The organism is Idiomarina aquatica, assembly GCF_004362895.1.
Lineage (GTDB): Bacteria > Pseudomonadota > Gammaproteobacteria > Enterobacterales > Alteromonadaceae > Idiomarina.
The window spans coordinates 1-15,647 of the sequence record NZ_SNXI01000016.1; the positions used below are offsets into that span (position 1 = coordinate 1).

14 protein-coding genes and 1 tRNA gene are annotated in these 15,647 nt (G+C 49.4%); 10 read left to right on the forward strand and 5 right to left on the reverse strand.

Annotated elements, in window-relative coordinates; genetic code table 11:
• Positions 1-272 precede the first annotated feature (272 nt).
• Positions 273-659 carry a cytidine deaminase gene (locus tag DEU29_RS10665; protein WP_133540345.1) on the forward strand — a complete coding sequence of 129 codons (387 nt, stop codon included), beginning with the start codon at positions 273-275 and terminating at the stop codon, positions 657-659.
• Positions 660-672: 13 nt separating this feature from the next.
• On the opposite strand, the gene DEU29_RS10670 is transcribed toward DEU29_RS10665, so the two are convergent.
• A complete protein-coding gene (locus DEU29_RS10670; RefSeq protein WP_133540346.1) occupies positions 673-4,227 on the reverse strand; it encodes a translocation/assembly module TamB domain-containing protein in 3,555 nt (1,184 codons plus the stop codon).
• Positions 4,224-5,987, reverse strand: a complete 1,764-nt coding sequence (locus tag DEU29_RS10675) for an autotransporter assembly complex protein TamA (protein WP_133540347.1) — start codon at positions 5,985-5,987, stop codon at positions 4,224-4,226. Before DEU29_RS10675 ends, DEU29_RS10670 begins: the two co-directional genes overlap by 4 nt.
• 81 nt (positions 5,988-6,068) lie before the next feature.
• On the opposite strand from DEU29_RS10675, the gene DEU29_RS10680 reads away from it, so the two are divergent.
• The 7 genes from DEU29_RS10680 to DEU29_RS10710 all read left to right on the forward strand — a co-directional run bounded on the left by DEU29_RS10680 (position 6,069) and on the right by DEU29_RS10710 (position 11,274).
• On the forward strand, positions 6,069-6,929 hold the full coding sequence (locus tag DEU29_RS10680) for an HDOD domain-containing protein (protein ID WP_133540348.1): 861 nt from the start codon (positions 6,069-6,071) through the stop codon (positions 6,927-6,929).
• Positions 6,930-7,017: 88 nt separating this feature from the next.
• Positions 7,018-7,093: transfer RNA gene (locus tag DEU29_RS10685), tRNA-Trp, on the forward strand.
• Positions 7,094-7,169: 76 nt separating this feature from the next.
• Positions 7,170-7,508 (forward strand): hypothetical protein, encoded by a 339-nt coding sequence (locus DEU29_RS10690; RefSeq protein WP_133540349.1) that lies wholly within the window; start codon positions 7,170-7,172, stop codon positions 7,506-7,508.
• 7 nt (positions 7,509-7,515) lie between these two features.
• On the forward strand, positions 7,516-7,971 hold the full coding sequence (gene rimI / locus DEU29_RS10695; protein WP_133540350.1) for a ribosomal protein S18-alanine N-acetyltransferase: 456 nt from the start codon (positions 7,516-7,518) through the stop codon (positions 7,969-7,971).
• A gap of 15 nt (positions 7,972-7,986) precedes the next feature.
• Complete coding sequence (deoC, locus tag DEU29_RS10700) at positions 7,987-8,715, forward strand: deoxyribose-phosphate aldolase (protein ID WP_432206883.1); 729 nt, start codon at positions 7,987-7,989, stop codon at positions 8,713-8,715.
• A gap of 3 nt (positions 8,716-8,718) precedes the next feature.
• A complete protein-coding gene (gene deoA, locus DEU29_RS10705; protein WP_133540352.1) occupies positions 8,719-10,053 on the forward strand; it encodes a thymidine phosphorylase in 1,335 nt (444 codons plus the stop codon).
• A gap of 15 nt (positions 10,054-10,068) precedes the next feature.
• Positions 10,069-11,274, forward strand: a complete 1,206-nt coding sequence (locus DEU29_RS10710) for a phosphopentomutase (RefSeq protein WP_133540353.1) — start codon at positions 10,069-10,071, stop codon at positions 11,272-11,274.
• Between the two features lie 6 nt (positions 11,275-11,280).
• On the opposite strand, the gene DEU29_RS14135 is transcribed toward DEU29_RS10710, so the two are convergent.
• Both DEU29_RS14135 and DEU29_RS14140 read right to left on the reverse strand, forming a co-directional pair.
• The gene (locus DEU29_RS14135) at positions 11,281-11,874 is read right to left on the reverse strand and encodes a methyl-accepting chemotaxis protein (protein WP_243734569.1); all 594 of its coding nucleotides are present in this window, start codon (positions 11,872-11,874) and stop codon (positions 11,281-11,283) included.
• Positions 11,871-12,422, reverse strand: coding sequence for a cache domain-containing protein (locus tag DEU29_RS14140; protein ID WP_166635907.1), 552 nt, complete (start codon positions 12,420-12,422; stop codon positions 11,871-11,873). The genes DEU29_RS14135 and DEU29_RS14140 overlap by 4 nt, the downstream gene beginning before the upstream one ends.
• Positions 12,423-12,638: 216 nt before the next feature.
• Between DEU29_RS14140 and prfC the strand changes: the two genes are divergently transcribed.
• Together prfC and DEU29_RS10725 are read left to right on the forward strand one after the other, a co-directional pair.
• Complete coding sequence (gene prfC / locus DEU29_RS10720) at positions 12,639-14,234, forward strand: peptide chain release factor 3 (protein ID WP_133540354.1); 1,596 nt, start codon at positions 12,639-12,641, stop codon at positions 14,232-14,234.
• A 6-nt stretch (positions 14,235-14,240) separates the two neighbouring features.
• Positions 14,241-15,008 carry a TatD family hydrolase gene (locus DEU29_RS10725; protein WP_133540355.1) on the forward strand — a complete coding sequence of 256 codons (768 nt, stop codon included), beginning with the start codon at positions 14,241-14,243 and terminating at the stop codon, positions 15,006-15,008.
• Here the strand turns inward: DEU29_RS10725 and DEU29_RS10730 are convergent.
• Complete coding sequence (locus DEU29_RS10730; protein ID WP_243734570.1) at positions 14,994-15,635, reverse strand: AhpA/YtjB family protein; 642 nt, start codon at positions 15,633-15,635, stop codon at positions 14,994-14,996. The two genes, DEU29_RS10725 and DEU29_RS10730, sit on opposite strands and share 15 nt — an antisense overlap.
• Positions 15,636-15,647 lie beyond the last annotated feature (12 nt).

A 15,647-nucleotide genomic window follows, 5' to 3' on the forward strand; every position in this document is an offset into this window, starting at 1 on the left:
CCAGCGCCGATGGTAGTGTGGGGCTTCCCCATGTGAGAGTAGGACACCGCCAGACTTCAAATAAAATAACCCCAGCCAATCGGCTGGGGTTTTTTTATACCTATCGCTCAGCCGTTGGCTTTTTTTACCTCACCCTTCGCGCCGCTACGCCGCTAAGCCGGTGGTTATTTATGATATGAACTCGATTGAACGTTCATTAATCGAATTGGCTGCTTTTAATTCTGCTGTTGTACGGTTAGTATTGTCTGCCATTAGTTTTAAGAGATGTTTGAATGAGTAAGACAACATTACTGGATGCGGCAAAAAACGCGGCCGAAAACGCTTATGCGCCTTATAGCAAATTTAAGGTTGGTGCTGCGTTAGAAGCAGACAACGGCGAGATAATCACCGGCTGCAACGTGGAAAATGTTTCGTTTGGGCTTTCGAATTGTGCTGAACGCACCGCAATCTATCGCGCTATTGCAGAAGGCATTGCGCCCAGTTCTATTAAACATATCGCTATTTACACACCAACAGACGAAATGCACAGTCCGTGTGGTGCCTGTCGCCAGGTTATTGCCGAATTTTGTAGCAAAGACACGGTGTTTATTTCGTCAAACAAAACTAGTCAAAAAACATGGTCAGTGGGCGAACTATTGCCTGATAGCTTCTCGTTTTAAGCCTGCGCGAGTATTACTTTTCTATACTGTAGATGAGGTCGCCGCCCTGACTCTCTGTCGACGACGTCGATTCAAGCCAGAGATGGTCGGTCAATTGGTATCGCAAGAAAAACGAGGATGTCGACTCAACAAGACCAATACCGTACTTAATATAAAGACGTGGAGTAAGGTATTTACCGATGTATAGCGACGTATCGTTAACATCACTGGTCGCTGAGTCAATTGCGACCTCGTCAAAACCGAAAGTATCTTTTAGACCCTGAGTAAATGAATCGGTCATATCGCCAGTCAATAACAGCGCAGCTTGCAACTCAAGATTACTGGACTCAGATGGCGAGTTGGGCGCACGCCCAAACATAAGGTACGATAAAACCGACGCATCCGGCATCGGCGGATTGGAAAATAAATCAAGCGTTGGTTCCTGCAGGGTTCCCTGAACTCGAGCTCCAACCCGCTCGGGGTTGCCTGTTGTTTTGGGTAAGTTGCGAACCACCTGCAAATTTAAACTTGGATTTCCGATAGGCCCGCCATTATAAACCAACTGGCCACGCTCAATAATGAGCTCTTGCCCGTAAACTTCATAGGTACCGGTTTTAACACCAATTTCACCCTCTCCTCGAGCAACACCGGTATTTTTTTGTTTGATATTCAACTTGCCCTGCAACTGGCCCTGAAAGCCGTACGCATCGACATTAACCTTATCGCCGAGGGTTAAAGAAATATCAGCGAAGGTTTCCAGAGCCCTGCCTTTAGGCTGCTGTTGTTGTTTTATCACCACATCCGAGGAAGATCGTTGTACATTTGATAGTTGTGGTGGGGTTATTTCAGCCTCTGGAACGATAACATCACCAGTAACCGATAGTCTGTTATCCTTTAACGTTACCTTTATGTCTGGAGTAACAGTTACCGCTAGTTTGGGTGTATCAATAAGTTGTAGCTGCTGACCATTTAACTGCGCCTTGAGTTGCTGTGAGTTTACATCGAACTCGCCGCTCAAATTGAATTTCCCGCTACCGACCATGCCATCGGCATCCAGACGGAACGTGTTATTTGACGCGTCAGTAGCGGCAAGCGAAATTTGTGTGTCACTGATAGCAGTAGCAGTTTCTGCCAACACGAGCTCATTGATATTAGCGTTAATATTCGGCATTACCTGGATCGAATTAAGTGTCCCGGACAGGCCCAGGTTAGCCTTGATGTCACCTTTAGCAGAGGCAATCGCCGGGCTGAGTACCTCTAACAGCCCAAGATCGCCGAGGCGTGATTCAAGGCTACCTGTTAACGAGCTGCCTGCGGAAAGGCTGTCTAACTGCAAGGCTCCTTTAGTGCTGAGGTCAATTTCGTTAGCTGTTGCCAGTAACCTGGCTTCGAAGCGGTCTTCATTAGGCGCTAAACTTACCGAGAATTCATCAAACGTAATCGACTCGTCCAGCCCGCTGAGCTTCAATTTTTCTACTGAGGTGTTCACGTCTACGTCGTTGAGCTTATTCTGTTGCCAATTCCAACTCGCCGTTGAGTCAGCTGTTAATCTTCCTTCAATAGTCACCGGGGCGTTTGAGATAAAAGGATTTAATAAGCTTAAATTCAAGCCACTAATAGTCGATGTCAGTTCGGTCGCGCCATTATCTGATTGAGCAGCGACACAGGCTGCGCCGTTTTCGCCAGTTTGTTGTAAACATAAATCACTTATATTCAGATCGCTACTTTGCCAGTTATAACGGATTGCTGTTGCCTTTTTAAGACTAAAAGGCTCTAAACTCTCATGATCAACTTGCCACTCTTTAAGTTCAATAGACACTGAAGTGTCAGCTAGTTTGTTACGAGTGCGTAATTGCCAATCCGTAGAAAACGCAGTTAGCGATGCGGTTAAGTCATGATTATCAGGCGCACCAGTTAATTGTAGGGCCAGATTGCTAAATTCTGTATCCGCTACCACCAATTGCTTGCTGTTTAACTTCATGTCCAGCCATAGCGAGCTGATATCCCCCTCAATGTCGGCATTTAGTTTTAGCTCTCCACTAGCATCTAACGGCAAGGGTAACCCGGCTAAGTCGGTAATATCGAGCTTAACTGAGACTTTGCTGCCCGGAGATAAGCGCCCCTTGGCAGAGAGGTGCGCTGTTTGCCAGTTTAGCTCCAGCGCACTAACGTCAACATAGGGCGTGTTGTACTGCACATCAGTCAGTAATGAAAATGGCTTGCCAAGTAACTCGCCATTTATGTTCGCGTTGACCTGGATTTGTTGTTGCCAGTTAATTTTCGCCGAGCCTGATATTTCACCTTCTGTCAGCGTATCCGTGATGCGAATTGTTTCCAGCGTTAGCTGTGAAGATTCAAGCAGCGCTTTTGTTTTGGCATTGATTGTTGCTGACTGTGGTTTTTCTATCTGTGTTTCTGTAGAAGTGGAGATTTCGAGCCGATCTAACGGGCCCGTTAAAGCAATCTTACCGGTAGTTTGAGTTTGCTCATACAGCACTTGCTTAAGCGATGCAGTTAAGTCAATAAAAGGGCTGGCAAGATCATCCACGCGACCGTTAATGGATAGCTCGCCGCGTTCGGGCGAAGCCAAAGTGACTGATTTCAACGTCACCTGCTGGCCTTCAAGTGTGATGTTACCGGTCATCGTTGCGTCTTGCGCCGCATAAACAACGTCCAGATCCGGTATTATTTGCACGCGTTGCGCAGCATCTCCCGTTAAGTTGACGTTACCATCTAAGCGTAACGGTTCAAGGCCGTTAATAGCGAAGGCCGAGAGCCAGTCATTAAGTGTGGTGTCGTTAATCGACAAGTCAGCTTGCCAGCTAGCCTGTTGCAATACATCTTTAAGGCTAAAACTGCCATTGATGTTAGCACTGTCACGCACGTCAAACTGGCCTTGCAGGTTTTTCATGTCGCCCGAGCTATTCAACTTAAGTCGGGTGCCGGGGTAGTCTGGCGAGTGCAACGTCAGCGACGTGTTTAACTGGTGTTTAAACGGAAAGCTTAAGTCAGCCTGCGCGTCAGCACTTATCGACGCATATTGATGTTGCAGCTGTAATGAGCGCAGCGTCAGTTGGCCGCTTTGTAATACCTTTAAACTGGCTGTTGCGGCAAACTGCTGCTGTGGCAATTGATTAATAAAAAACCAGCTTTGACGGAGTTCAAACGCCTTCAAATCAATAGCGATTGGTAATGATGTCGATATTGAATCAAGCGATGATGGAGAATTGTCATCGGCAGCTGTCTGTCCCTGCCTGATTCTAATTTCACCACTACCCAGCGTCAGGTTTTCAATAACCAAGCTGGAGTCTAATAACGACCATGGCTGCCAGGCTACGCTAACGGAGTCAAAAGAGGCCGAAAAAACGGCGCTGTCGATCCGTAATTGGTCAAACGCAAAGCGGTCGGCCAAGCGCCCGTCAAAACGCGAAAAGTTGACTGTTTCGGGTAACCAGGTTTTTGCCGTATTGACCAGCCATTGACTGCCGGAGGAGCTATAAATTAGCCCCAACAATACGCTCGGCAAAACAATAAATAGCAGCACTGCCAAGCTTAGGATAACGTATGCGAACAGGCGATAGAAACTCATAGATCAGGGCCTAAGGTAAAGTGAATGCGCCATGGGTTGCCCGGTTCATCGATCGCCTGGGCAAAATCAAGACGGATAGCACCAACCGGAGATATCCACCGAAAGCCTAAGCCAACCGACTGTTTTAAAGCTTTATTAGGCTCAATCATGGTGTTACCTACATCGGTAAATATCGCAACCCGCCAATTGCTGGCAAATTGATAGTCCAATTCGGCACTGGCCACGGCTAGATATTTGCCCCCAATAACGGCTCCGGTTTCGTCTTTTGGACCGAGTTGTTCATAGGCATAACCGCGCACACTATTGTCGCCACCGGCGAAGAATCGGAGTGTCGGCGGTAACAGCTCGAAAGTATCGGTGTAAGAGGCACCGATTTCGATACGGTTCAGTAGCCGCCACCGAGACCCTAGTGACCACACTGATTTAAGTTCGGCATAGCCCTGAATAACATCGGTTTCTGACAACATCGATTCGCTGGCACCGCGCAACCCCAGCGCTAACCGCCAGCCATTGTTTACGTTAATACGATCATCGGCTTGTAGATAGCGCCACTCGAGTGCCGGAACCAAAAAGTTAGACTGAGTGCGTTGCTCGCCAAGGGTAAAATCTTCGCGCAACAAACTCAGCCGATATTCTCGTTGCCACCTGTCATAACTGAACACGTCAACAGCCGCAACTTTGTAGAGCCTGCTATCGAGGCTGTCGTTTTCGCGGTCGCTAACTTCCGCGCGGTATTGCCGGTAATCAGATTGTGGCTTTAAGCCCGGAATTTGATAAACGGCGGTCGCCTGGCTTTCGTATTGTGCAAGCTGTACCAGCGAGCGAAACTGATGTCCATAGTCGTTAACCCAGCGGCGTTCGATACCGGCGGTAACACGAGCGCCGGTATCCGTGCCATAACCAACACCAAAGCGATACTGTGTGCGTTCGTTAGGCTCTGTGGCAACGCTAACCGGCACTTGTTGATCATCATTGGCTTGTTGCCAGTCGCCACTAACAGTAACCTGCGAGAAATAATCACTGTTGGATAAATCAACTTGCAACCGGCTTAAACTTGAATTCAAAAAAGGATCGCCCGGTTTAAAGCGAGCATAGCGTTTTAGTAAATCTGCGTTTAAATGGCTGTCTGTTACCGTTAACTCACCAACGTAATAGCGCGGGCCTGTATCAAACCTGACATCAACCTCGGCTTCTAAAGTTTCAGTGTCGACGGTGACTGTTGAATGCTTGAAACTGGCATCCTGATAGCCTAACTGAATAGCCTGGCTCAGGAGTGCTGACTTCAGTGACTCGTAGCGGCTATGGACGAAGCGAACACCTCGCTGTAGCGGGGACTTAGCTATCAACTGTGTCAGCGCCGAGTTGTCTGCGCCTTGGCCAACAATAAGCCACTGGTTCTGAGTAACACGTACGGGATTGTTTAAGGTGATTTGGTAGTCGGCGCGCCATGCACCTGCTTCGATTGACTGCAATTCACTACTTACGCCGACACTGTAATACCCAAACGGCTGCAAAGCTTGTTTTATTTCTTTTGCTGCCTGACGGTGCAAGTAACGAATTTGGTAGTTTACATAGTCTCTGTTACTGTCTAAATTAGCGATCTGTAAGTACGCTTTGACATTATTAAGCAGTTCGCCTTCGACACCACTGATACGGACATCAACACGGGTTGATGCACTAGCAGATACTGACAGTGAGAGGGTTATTAACAACAAAGCGGGGATTAACCCAAGTGTTAATCGTCTGGCCAGTGCTATCATAGCGTTTACGTCTCCAAAGCTTAAGCTCATAGTCGCATGAGGCGGGGTAAAAAGTAAAATTGTTGTCACAGGGAATTTTTCATGGCGATTGTTATCACCACTAACGAAAAAAAGCTATTACAGAACGTCAATATCCCACCGCGACCACAGACATTATTGTCGGTTAGTGCGGAAGCAAAAAAAGAACATCCGGATGTTAGTGTCATTGCCGAAGCGATAGCTGCCGATGTCAGTATTGCAGCAGCGGTACTGCAAGTGGTTAATTCCGCCGCTTATCGTCGCCGACATGCGATAGACTCGATACAACAAGCGGTAATGACGCTGGGGTTCAGGCGAGTTTTTCCCATTGTCAGGGCTGTTGCACTAAAGCGCGCGCTAAACAGCGACTTTGATTTATCGGAATTCTGGCGTTACAACGAGTGGGTTGCAGGTGCCTGCGCGCTCGTGTCTGATGCGTTGGGCAGACCGCAATTGAAAGACCACGCTTACATGCTGGGGTTGTTCCAAAATAGCGGTATACCGGTAATGCTGGAGCAATTTTCTGCCTACAGCGATTTTGTACGTCGCGCCGATACTAATTCATGGTACGACTTGCAAGCCGAAGAACAACAACAGTTCGAGACTACACATACCACCATTGGCGCGCTGTTAGCACAACAATGGAAGCTACCCAATTTATTAGTCGAAGCTATTTATTATCTCTATGACGATAGTTCGGTAATGGGTTCTGATTCTGAGCTTCATCCTCTGGCTATTGATTTATTGTCGGTCGCTAAGTTAGCGAAATATGCGGTCGATCTACGCACCAGGAGTCTGGCGGGCAAGGCAGAATGGGAGCAGGTTGAAGATGCTGTGCTCACGCATTTCGGGCTGGATGAAGTAGAAGTAGACACCATTGTGACTGAGGTGCATGAGGCACTTTTTGAGGTTGAACAAGCTTAATTGCCTATTTTATCCGCAGTCAGAAGGTAAAAGCGCAGTTTCTGGTTGCGCAAGGGCGTCAGCTCGGTATAATTCGGAGTCCTGATGCAGGGGCGTAGTTCCAACGGCAGAACAGCGGTCTCCAAAACCGACGGTTGGGGGTTCGAATCCCTCCGCCCCTGCCAATTTTCCTCGCTAGCACTCGCAATCCGCTTCGTTTACACTTATTACTCTTTCTTAGATAAACGATGGCATTACCTTATGCAGGCACGATGGCGAAAACAGCAGCAACAAGTACTGCAAGCACTCGGAATCACGGCTTACAGTTTAAATAAATCATCTGAGCTGAGCTCGGATTCGTCCACCTGTGCTTCGTTTTGTTATCGCATTGGCCCTATTTATTTACAGTCTACTGCGCCGTTACCGATAGAAACTCCGCGATGGCTGCGTGACCTTTGTCTGATTTGGGATAGCCAGCCGGTAGCGGTCAAAGCACCGGCTAGCGACGCGGTGGTGGTCGGTTACGAGCAATTAATGCAACAAGTAAGCTCAGCAGCCGGCAAACGGCAGCTATGGCAGCAACTGCAAGCCCTTGGTTGATTATGGCATGAGCCAGTTTTATTCGATTGTGGATGGCAGCCCCAATGCTGATTTATATCAGATTGAGCGGCAAGCACATGCGATACCCTGGTCAGAGTCCGTATTTATGCAAAGTATTGGCCCGGGTTACCGTTGGCGTCAGCTAATTGCTAACCAACAACCGCAGGGGTTTAGCATATGCCAGCAAATTGCTGACGAATTAACCTTGCACAATATTGCCGTAACGCCGTCTGCGCAGGGCAGTGGTTATGGTAAACGCCTGCTCGAAGACGTGTTGAACTACGCCCGGCAGCAATCGCTGATGGTATTCCTTGAAGTCAGACAATCAAATGCGGTTGCCATTGGGCTGTATCAGTCACTTAATTTTGCTGTGGTTGGTCGGCGGCCGAATTATTACCCGGGCGAGAACCAGCGGGAAGATGCGCTGGTGATGCGCTGGGCCGCAACAGCACCTAACGAATAACTTAAAGGAATGATTATGCGCGAGAAAATCGCTAATGTTGCTTCGCTAATTGATTTAACCAGTTTAAACAACAACGATACGCCGGCATCTATTGAACAGCTGGCCGATAACGCAAGTTTTCACGGTATCCAGGTTGCCGCGCTGTGTGTATTTCCGGAGCTTATCCTGGCGGCCAAACAAGCGTTATCGACACGCGGTTTGTCGTTACCCGTGGCAACGGTCACTAATTTTCCCGAGGGGCATGCCAATATTGCGCGAGCTGTGGCCGAAACAGAGCGGGCTGTAGCCGTCGGGGCGGACGAAATTGACGTGGTTTTACCGTACCGTAACTTGCAGCAAGGCGATGCAAAACTGCCGAAACAACTGGTTGAAGAAGTAAAAACGGTTTGTGCCAATAATGCGCATTTAAAAGTCATTATTGAATCGGGCGAATTAAAAACTGCAGCGCTGATTCAACAAGCAAGCGAGCTGTCCATTGAGGGGGGCGCCGATTTTATTAAAACGTCAACCGGCAAAGTGGCTGAAAACGCGACCTTACAAGCCGCTGAAATCATGCTTACAGCCATTAAAAACTCCGGTCAGGAGTGTGGTTTTAAAGCGGCCGGCGGCATTCGTACGTTGGAAGACGCAGAGAACTATATTACGCTGGCTGAACGTATTATGGGTAATAACTGGGTAACCGCATCGCATTTTCGTATTGGTGCAAGTAGCCTGGTTAGTGATCTTAAGCAACGATTGGGATAACTTATGTTTTTAGCGCAGGAAGCCATCCGCACCAAACGTGACGGTAAACAGCTTAGCGAAGAGCAAATTAACGCCTTCGTTCGGGGGATTACGGACGAATCAGTTAGCGAAGGGCAAATTGCCGCGATGGCAATGGCGATTTATTTTCAGGGCATGAGTGACCCTGAAAAAGCGACTCTAACGCTGGCCATGCGTGATTCAGGTGACGTTATGGACTGGCAGTCTGCTGCGCTCGACGGCCCGGTACTGGATAAACACTCCACCGGTGGTGTTGGCGATGTGGTTAGCCTGATGTTGGGGCCCATTGTTGCTGCCTGTGGTGGCTACGTACCGATGATTTCCGGGCGCGGACTGGGTCACACCGGCGGTACACTGGACAAATTTGATGCCATCCCCGGCTACCAGACTAAGCCGGACAATGCGTTGTTTGCGCGCACGGTCAAAGAAGCGGGCGTTGCCATCATTGGCCAAACGGGCCGGCTGGCACCGGCGGATCAGCGCTTTTATGCGACGCGTGATATTACCGCCACGGTTGAATCGGTGCCGCTAATTACCGCTTCGATTCTGGCGAAAAAACTGGCCGAAGGCCTGGATGGCTTAGTGCTTGACGTAAAAACCGGCTCTGGCGCGTTTATGGCTGAACACGCCCAGGCTATTGAGTTGGCGAAGAGCATTACCTCTGTCGCTAATCGCGTAGGAGTTAGCACCTCAGCTATTATTACCGATATGAATGAGCCGTTGGCGAGTGCGGCCGGTAATGCCGTTGAAGTTAATCTGGCGATTGATTACTTAACCGGTGCACATCGCGATCCACGTCTTCATCAAGTGACTAAAGCGCTTGCTGTCGAAATGCTGCTACAAGGTAAGTTATGTCAGACGACAGAAGCAGCAGAGCAACGTGTTGACCGGGCGCTTGAAAGTGGTGCTGCGGCCGAACGCTTTGCAAAAATGGTCGCCCTGTTAGGCGGGCCGAAAGACCTGCTCGATAAGCCGGCTGCGCATTTGGCTCAGGCGAAGATAGTTAAGCCGTTGTTGGTAAAAGATACTAGCTTAAGCCCTGGGGGTTATGTAAATGCCATTGATACGCGTGCCGTTGGTATGACAGTCGTTGAGCTTGGCGGGGGCCGCAGGGTCGCCACCGACCAGCTAAACTTTGCGGTCGGTTTAACGCAGTTAACGGGTTTGGGCGAACAATTAAGCGCTGATCATCCGCTAGCGTTTATCCACGCTGATACCGAGGATAGCTGGCAACAAGCTGCCCGACAATTAGCATCGGCGTATCAGGTTGGCGACAGCCAACCAGCGGCAAACCCAGTTATTTATCAGACGATTAGTTAATCTCAGGAGTTAACCATGCCCCGTGCAATCGTGGTCGTATTAGATTCATTTGGTATTGGCAGTGCGCCGGACGCTAAAAAGTTTGGTGATGAAGGGGCTGATACCTTTGGGCATATTGCTGCTTATCGAGCCGAGCAGGGGCAGCCGTTAGTACTGCCTAACTTGTGCCGGTTGGGTCTGGCAGAAGCGCATTACGGCGCAACCGGAAACTGGGCAAAGGGCTTCGAGAATAAAACCGCAGAGTTCAGTTTTGGCTGGGCAGCAGAGCGTTCGTCGGGTAAGGACACACCGTCGGGGCACTGGGAACTGATGGGTGTGCCGGTACATTTTGACTGGGGATACTTTGCCAAGCCGGACCAATCATTCCCTCGCGAACTGCTTGATGAGTTAATTGAACGAGCGGAGCTGCCGGGGGTTTTAGGTAATTGCCATGCGTCGGGTACCACCATATTAAGCGAATTGGGAGAAGCTCACATCAGTAGTGGCAAGCCAATCGTGTACACCTCAGCTGATTCGGTGTTTCAGATTGCCGCACATGAACAGCATTTTGGTCTGCAGCGTTTGTATGAAGTTTGTGAGATCGCCCGCGAATTGCTGGACGACTATAATATCGGGCGGGTGATTGCGCGCCCCTTCATTGGTGACACGGCAGATAATTTTGAGCGCACTCACAACCGTAAAGACTACGCAGTTGAGCCGCCCAAGCCAACCGTGCTGGATAAATTGACTGCTGCCAAGGGACAAGTCATCGCCATTGGTAAAATCGCAGATATTTTCGCCCATCGCGGCGTCAGTAAAACCATCAAAGCAGCGGGCAGCGACGCCTTACTGGACGAAACACTAGCAGCGATGGAGTCAGCGCCGGACAATAGCTTGATCTTCACCAACCTGGTCGATTTTGACTCGGTCTATGGCCATCGTCGTAATACCGCAGGCTATGCCAACGAGTTAGAAAAAGTTGATGCCCGCTTACCGCAGCTGCTTGACGCCATGCGCGGTGACGATTTATTAGTGCTTACTGCTGACCACGGCTGCGATCCCACCTGGCAGGGAACTGACCACACGCGCGAATTTGTGCCATTTTTAATGGCCGGCGGGATGCTTAAAAAGGGCAGTTACGGTGCTCGTGATTCGTTTGCTGATCTGGGACAAACCTTGTGTGAGCTATTCGGCCTAACACCAATGGAAGAAGGTTGTGCCATGGTGTCAGACCCTAACTAACCCAAATTAATCGATACGATAGCGATGCACTGTTGCCTCAAGCTGTTTCGCGGTATCGACCAGTTCGCGCATATGGTCGCCGGCTTGTTCGGTGCCGGCGGCAGTATCGGTAGCGATATCAACAATTTTGGTCATATTTTGATTAATCGTTTCTGATACCGAGGTTTGCTCTTCGGCTGCCGTTGCGATCTGCGCGTTTTGGGTATTGATAGTATTAACCGAGGCTAATACCTGGCGCAAAGCTTCTTCAACTTCTGCTGCCTCTTTAACACTGGTGTTACTGCCTTGTTTTATTGCATCCATAACGGCAGACACATCCGCAGAACCCTGCTGCAGCTTTTCAATCATGGTTTCTATTTCGTGGGTGCTGTCCTGGGTTCGCTTGGCCAGCGTACGTACTTCATCAGCAACGACTGCAAAGCCTCGACCGGCTTCACCGGCTCGTGCCGACTCAATGGCTGCGTTCAGAGCGAGTAAATTAGTCTGGTCAGCAATGCCCCGAATTACATCCAACACACTGCCTATTTGTGCTGACTGATCAGCAAGCCGCTCGACTGACTGATTACCTTGTTCAACTTGCGTTGCCAAACCATTGATCACGCTGACTGCTCGACCCAGCCCCAGTCTTCAAGTAATTGCGCATAGCCCAGCTTGGGTGCGACGCTATCCTGGTTGTTCTGCCAGCCATAATTAACGTAACCCCCACCGGCTTGTGCTGCGTCAATTAACTCACGAATAAGGTAGGTGCCGTTGGGGTCCTGAAAATCATAAAGATTCTTGCCTTCCAGTGACTGGTTAACACCGTGTGCGATGCTGACGCCTTCGGTGTCATAGACAAACAGATAGCCGACATCGCCGGAATCATCAAAACGCAGTTGGCGCAGAATCTGTTTTGCTCGCTGTTGCCGCTCCTGCAAAGAGCCTAACGAGGTGTCGTTAACCAGATGCTCAATCGAACTCATGGCGAGCTGCAAATAGTTAGATAGAGCGTTTTCAGCGTCTTGTTCCATTTGCTGTTTAAAATCAGTAACAGCGGAACGACCGATGTCATTGGACTGTGAAACATTGAACCAGGTTAAAAACACTGCAATGAGGACGGGAGGCACTAACGCCAGTAAAAAAACTTTAGCTTTGATGGTGAGGTTCATTTGAGCTCCGGCAACAAGTCAGCAAGCGCGCGAGTCTAATACAACTGCATTCGAATAGCAGCTAGACATTTGCATAGTTAAGTTTACAACTACATTAAATGTAGTTTGTTTAAGCGTAGTGAATAAATCCTTTATCGGCCATAACGTTGTTAATCCTTAGTAAATCAGCGAAAATAACGGGCATTACACTTAGCGCAACGAAACTAGAGTAGCTCCATGTCAGAAGCACGCAGTAAGAAAATCGCGGACGAAGTCGCCAAACGTCGAACTTTCGCCATTATCTCTCACCCCGATGCAGGTAAAACGACCATCACCGAAAAAGTTTTGTTGCATGGTCAACAAATCCAAAAGGCGGGCACGGTAAAAGGCAAGAAGTCAGGCCAACATGCTAAATCTGACTGGATGGAAATGGAGCAGGAGCGGGGTATCTCCGTAACCACCTCGGTGATGCAGTTTCCTTATCGTGATCGCTTGGTCAACCTGCTGGATACGCCGGGGCACGAGGACTTCTCTGAAGACACCTACCGCACATTGACGGCTGTCGATTCATGCTTGATGGTTATTGATGGCGCTAAAGGTGTTGAGGACCGAACCATTAAATTAATGGAAGTAACTCGCCTGCGTGATACGCCCATCATTACCTTTATGAACAAACTTGACCGTGATATCCGCGACCCGCTGGAGTTGTTGGACGAAGTCGAGGATGTGCTAAAAATTATGTGTGCGCCCATTACCTGGCCGATCGGCTCGGGCAAAAACTTTAAAGGCGTATACCATTTACTGAACGATGAGACGGTTTTGTACAAAACAGGGCAAGGCCACCGAATTCAGGAAGTTGACGTAATTAAAGGTCTGGATAACCCGGAGCTGGACGAGCGACTCGGTGTTTGGGCTGAAGAGTTGCGTGAACAAATCGAGCTGGTAAAGGGCGCGTCTAATGAGTTCGACAAAGAGTTGTTTTTAGCCGGTGAATTAACTCCTGTCTATTTTGGTACCGCGCTGGGTAACTTTGGTGTCGATCACATGTTGGATGGCTTGGTCGACTGGGCACCACAACCGCAGCCGCGTGAGACCAACGAAGGTGAGTTGGTTAGTGCTGACAATAGCGACTTTTCCGGCTTTATTTTTAAGATCCAGGCGAATATGGATCCGCGTCACCGCGACCGCGTTGCGTTTTTGCGGATTGTTTCCGGTAAGTACGAAAAAGGCATGAAAATGCGTCAGGTGCGGACCGGTAAAGACGTGCGTATAAGTGATGCGCTGACCTTTTTAGCAGGTGACCGCGAGCATGTTGAAGAGGCCTACCCCGGCGATATCATTGGCTTGCATAACCACGGCACCATTCAAATTGGCGATACCTTTACCGCTAACGCAGACTTCAAGTTCAGCGGTATTCCGAACTTTGCGCCGGAGTTGTTCCGCCGTATTCGTCTTAAAGATCCGCTTAAGCAAAAGCAGTTGTTAAAAGGCCTGGTGCAGTTATCCGAAGAGGGTGCTGTACAGGTGTTCAGACCCTTGATCAGCAATGATCTTATTGTTGGTGCGGTGGGTGTGCTGCAGTTTGACGTTGTCGTACACCGCTTGCGTACCGAGTATAAAGTGGATGCTATGTACGAAAATATTAACGTAGCAACGGCACGCTGGGTAACCGGTGACGAGCGTAAAGTTGACGAGTTCCGTCGCAAGGCGGAAGCCAATCTGGCGCTGGATGGCGGCGACAACCTGAGTTATATCGCGCCGACGATGGTTAATTTGTCACTGGCGCAGGAGCGTTATCCGGATATTACCTTCAGTCACACGCGCGAGCACTAACGGCGAATGCAATTATTCGACAGTCACTGCCATCTCGATTTCGATGTCTTTGACGAGGACCGTGGACAGGTTATTGAGAATGCCCGCGCAGCGGCTGTCGAAAAATTTATGCTGTTGGGTGTTTGCGCCAGCCAGTGGTCAAAACTAGTCCAGGTGGCCGATAGCATAGACGGTGGATATTATGCGCTCGGCCTGCACCCGTATTTTATCCAGCAGCATCATGCCGAACACATCGATGAATTGATTGCACAGCTCGAACAGTGTGGCCCTGACCTTCGTCTGCGCGCGATTGGCGAAATCGGTTTAGATGCCGAGTGTGCTGATATGGATTTACAGTTGGTGTTGCTGCGTGAGCAGCTGCGACTGGCTAAGGATGCCCGCCTGCCGGTCATTTTGCACCATCGAAAAACGCTCGATAAATTGCTTAAACTGGTTCGTGAGTCTGGACCAGAGTGTGGTGTTATACATGCATTCTCGGGGAGCTATGAACAAGGCCGTGCATGGGTCGACCACGGCTATTATCTGGGGATCGGCGGAACTATCACCTATCCGCGGGCGAACAAAACACGTGACGCCATTAAGCGTTTGCCGCTGAATGCGATGGTGCTCGAAACCGATAGTCCCGATATGCCCATGTGTGGCTACCAGGGGCAGCGTAATGAGCCGGCGCGGCTCGTTGACGCCTTAGCTGCGCTGGCAGAACTTAAGCAGTGCGAGCAAGCAGAGGTGGCAAGCATTACCTACACGAATACAAAGCGGTTATTTTCGTTGTAACGCATTAATATTGCGTTGCCAAAAGCGGTCACGAATACGGTTAAAGCCCAACATAATAAACACCCCGGCCAACATGGCCAGTAGCAGCAGTACCCGGCCCTGTTGCATCAGTCCATCGTGAGCAAGGGTGCTCCCCTGCAATAATTTGGCCTGATCAAAGGTAACCTGCAGATAGCCCAGAGTTTCGCCATCTACCCGCAGTTCTCTGGTCATAAACCAGGGCGTTGCCGGTGCATCAGCGGGCCAGTCGATGACGCTATCGTAACTGCCGCTGGCAGCTATTGATTCGCCCAACGGACTACGGATAACCACGGCCACAACTTCGGCGTGCTGTTGCAGGTGTTGCGCAGTTTCAGCAAGCGCTTGTTCATCTTGTTGCCGCAGCAACTGTAGCGTTTGATGTTCTACTTGCGATAACAACAATTGCGCTAAATGACGGGTATGCTGGGTAAGTTGCTGTTGTGACTTCAAACTGGCAATATTCCATACATTGTAAATGACCAACAATAACGCAGCAGCAACTGCCAGACGCAATAACCGTTTAGTGATTAGTCGCACCCATGCCCGGGTTTGTGTTGCCGGGTTAAGCAGCGCTGTTATTCCTTTGTTGAACATCACTTTTAGCATAATGTTACTAGC

What these genes read in the sequence shown, in the direction of transcription:
- DEU29_RS10665 (WP_133540345.1), top strand. Translation starts at nt 273, where the DNA reads ATGAGTAAGACAACATTACTGGATGCGGCAAAAAACGCGGCCGAAAAC.
- DEU29_RS10670 (WP_133540346.1), bottom strand. Translation starts at nt 4,227, where the DNA reads ATGAGTTTCTATCGCCTGTTCGCATACGTTATCCTAAGCTTGGCAGTG.
- DEU29_RS10675 (WP_133540347.1), bottom strand. Translation starts at nt 5,987, where the DNA reads ATGATAGCACTGGCCAGACGATTAACACTTGGGTTAATCCCCGCTTTG.
- DEU29_RS10680 (WP_133540348.1), top strand. Translation starts at nt 6,069, where the DNA reads ATGGCGATTGTTATCACCACTAACGAAAAAAAGCTATTACAGAACGTC.
- DEU29_RS10690 (WP_133540349.1), top strand. Translation starts at nt 7,170, where the DNA reads ATGCAGGCACGATGGCGAAAACAGCAGCAACAAGTACTGCAAGCACTC.
- rimI (WP_133540350.1), top strand. Translation starts at nt 7,516, where the DNA reads ATGAGCCAGTTTTATTCGATTGTGGATGGCAGCCCCAATGCTGATTTA.
- deoC (WP_432206883.1), top strand. Translation starts at nt 7,987, where the DNA reads ATGCGCGAGAAAATCGCTAATGTTGCTTCGCTAATTGATTTAACCAGT.
- deoA (WP_133540352.1), top strand. Translation starts at nt 8,719, where the DNA reads ATGTTTTTAGCGCAGGAAGCCATCCGCACCAAACGTGACGGTAAACAG.
- DEU29_RS10710 (WP_133540353.1), top strand. Translation starts at nt 10,069, where the DNA reads ATGCCCCGTGCAATCGTGGTCGTATTAGATTCATTTGGTATTGGCAGT.
- DEU29_RS14140 (WP_166635907.1), bottom strand. Translation starts at nt 12,422, where the DNA reads ATGAACCTCACCATCAAAGCTAAAGTTTTTTTACTGGCGTTAGTGCCT.
- prfC (WP_133540354.1), top strand. Translation starts at nt 12,639, where the DNA reads ATGTCAGAAGCACGCAGTAAGAAAATCGCGGACGAAGTCGCCAAACGT.
- DEU29_RS10725 (WP_133540355.1), top strand. Translation starts at nt 14,241, where the DNA reads ATGCAATTATTCGACAGTCACTGCCATCTCGATTTCGATGTCTTTGAC.
- DEU29_RS10730 (WP_243734570.1), bottom strand. Translation starts at nt 15,635, where the DNA reads ATGCTAAAAGTGATGTTCAACAAAGGAATAACAGCGCTGCTTAACCCG.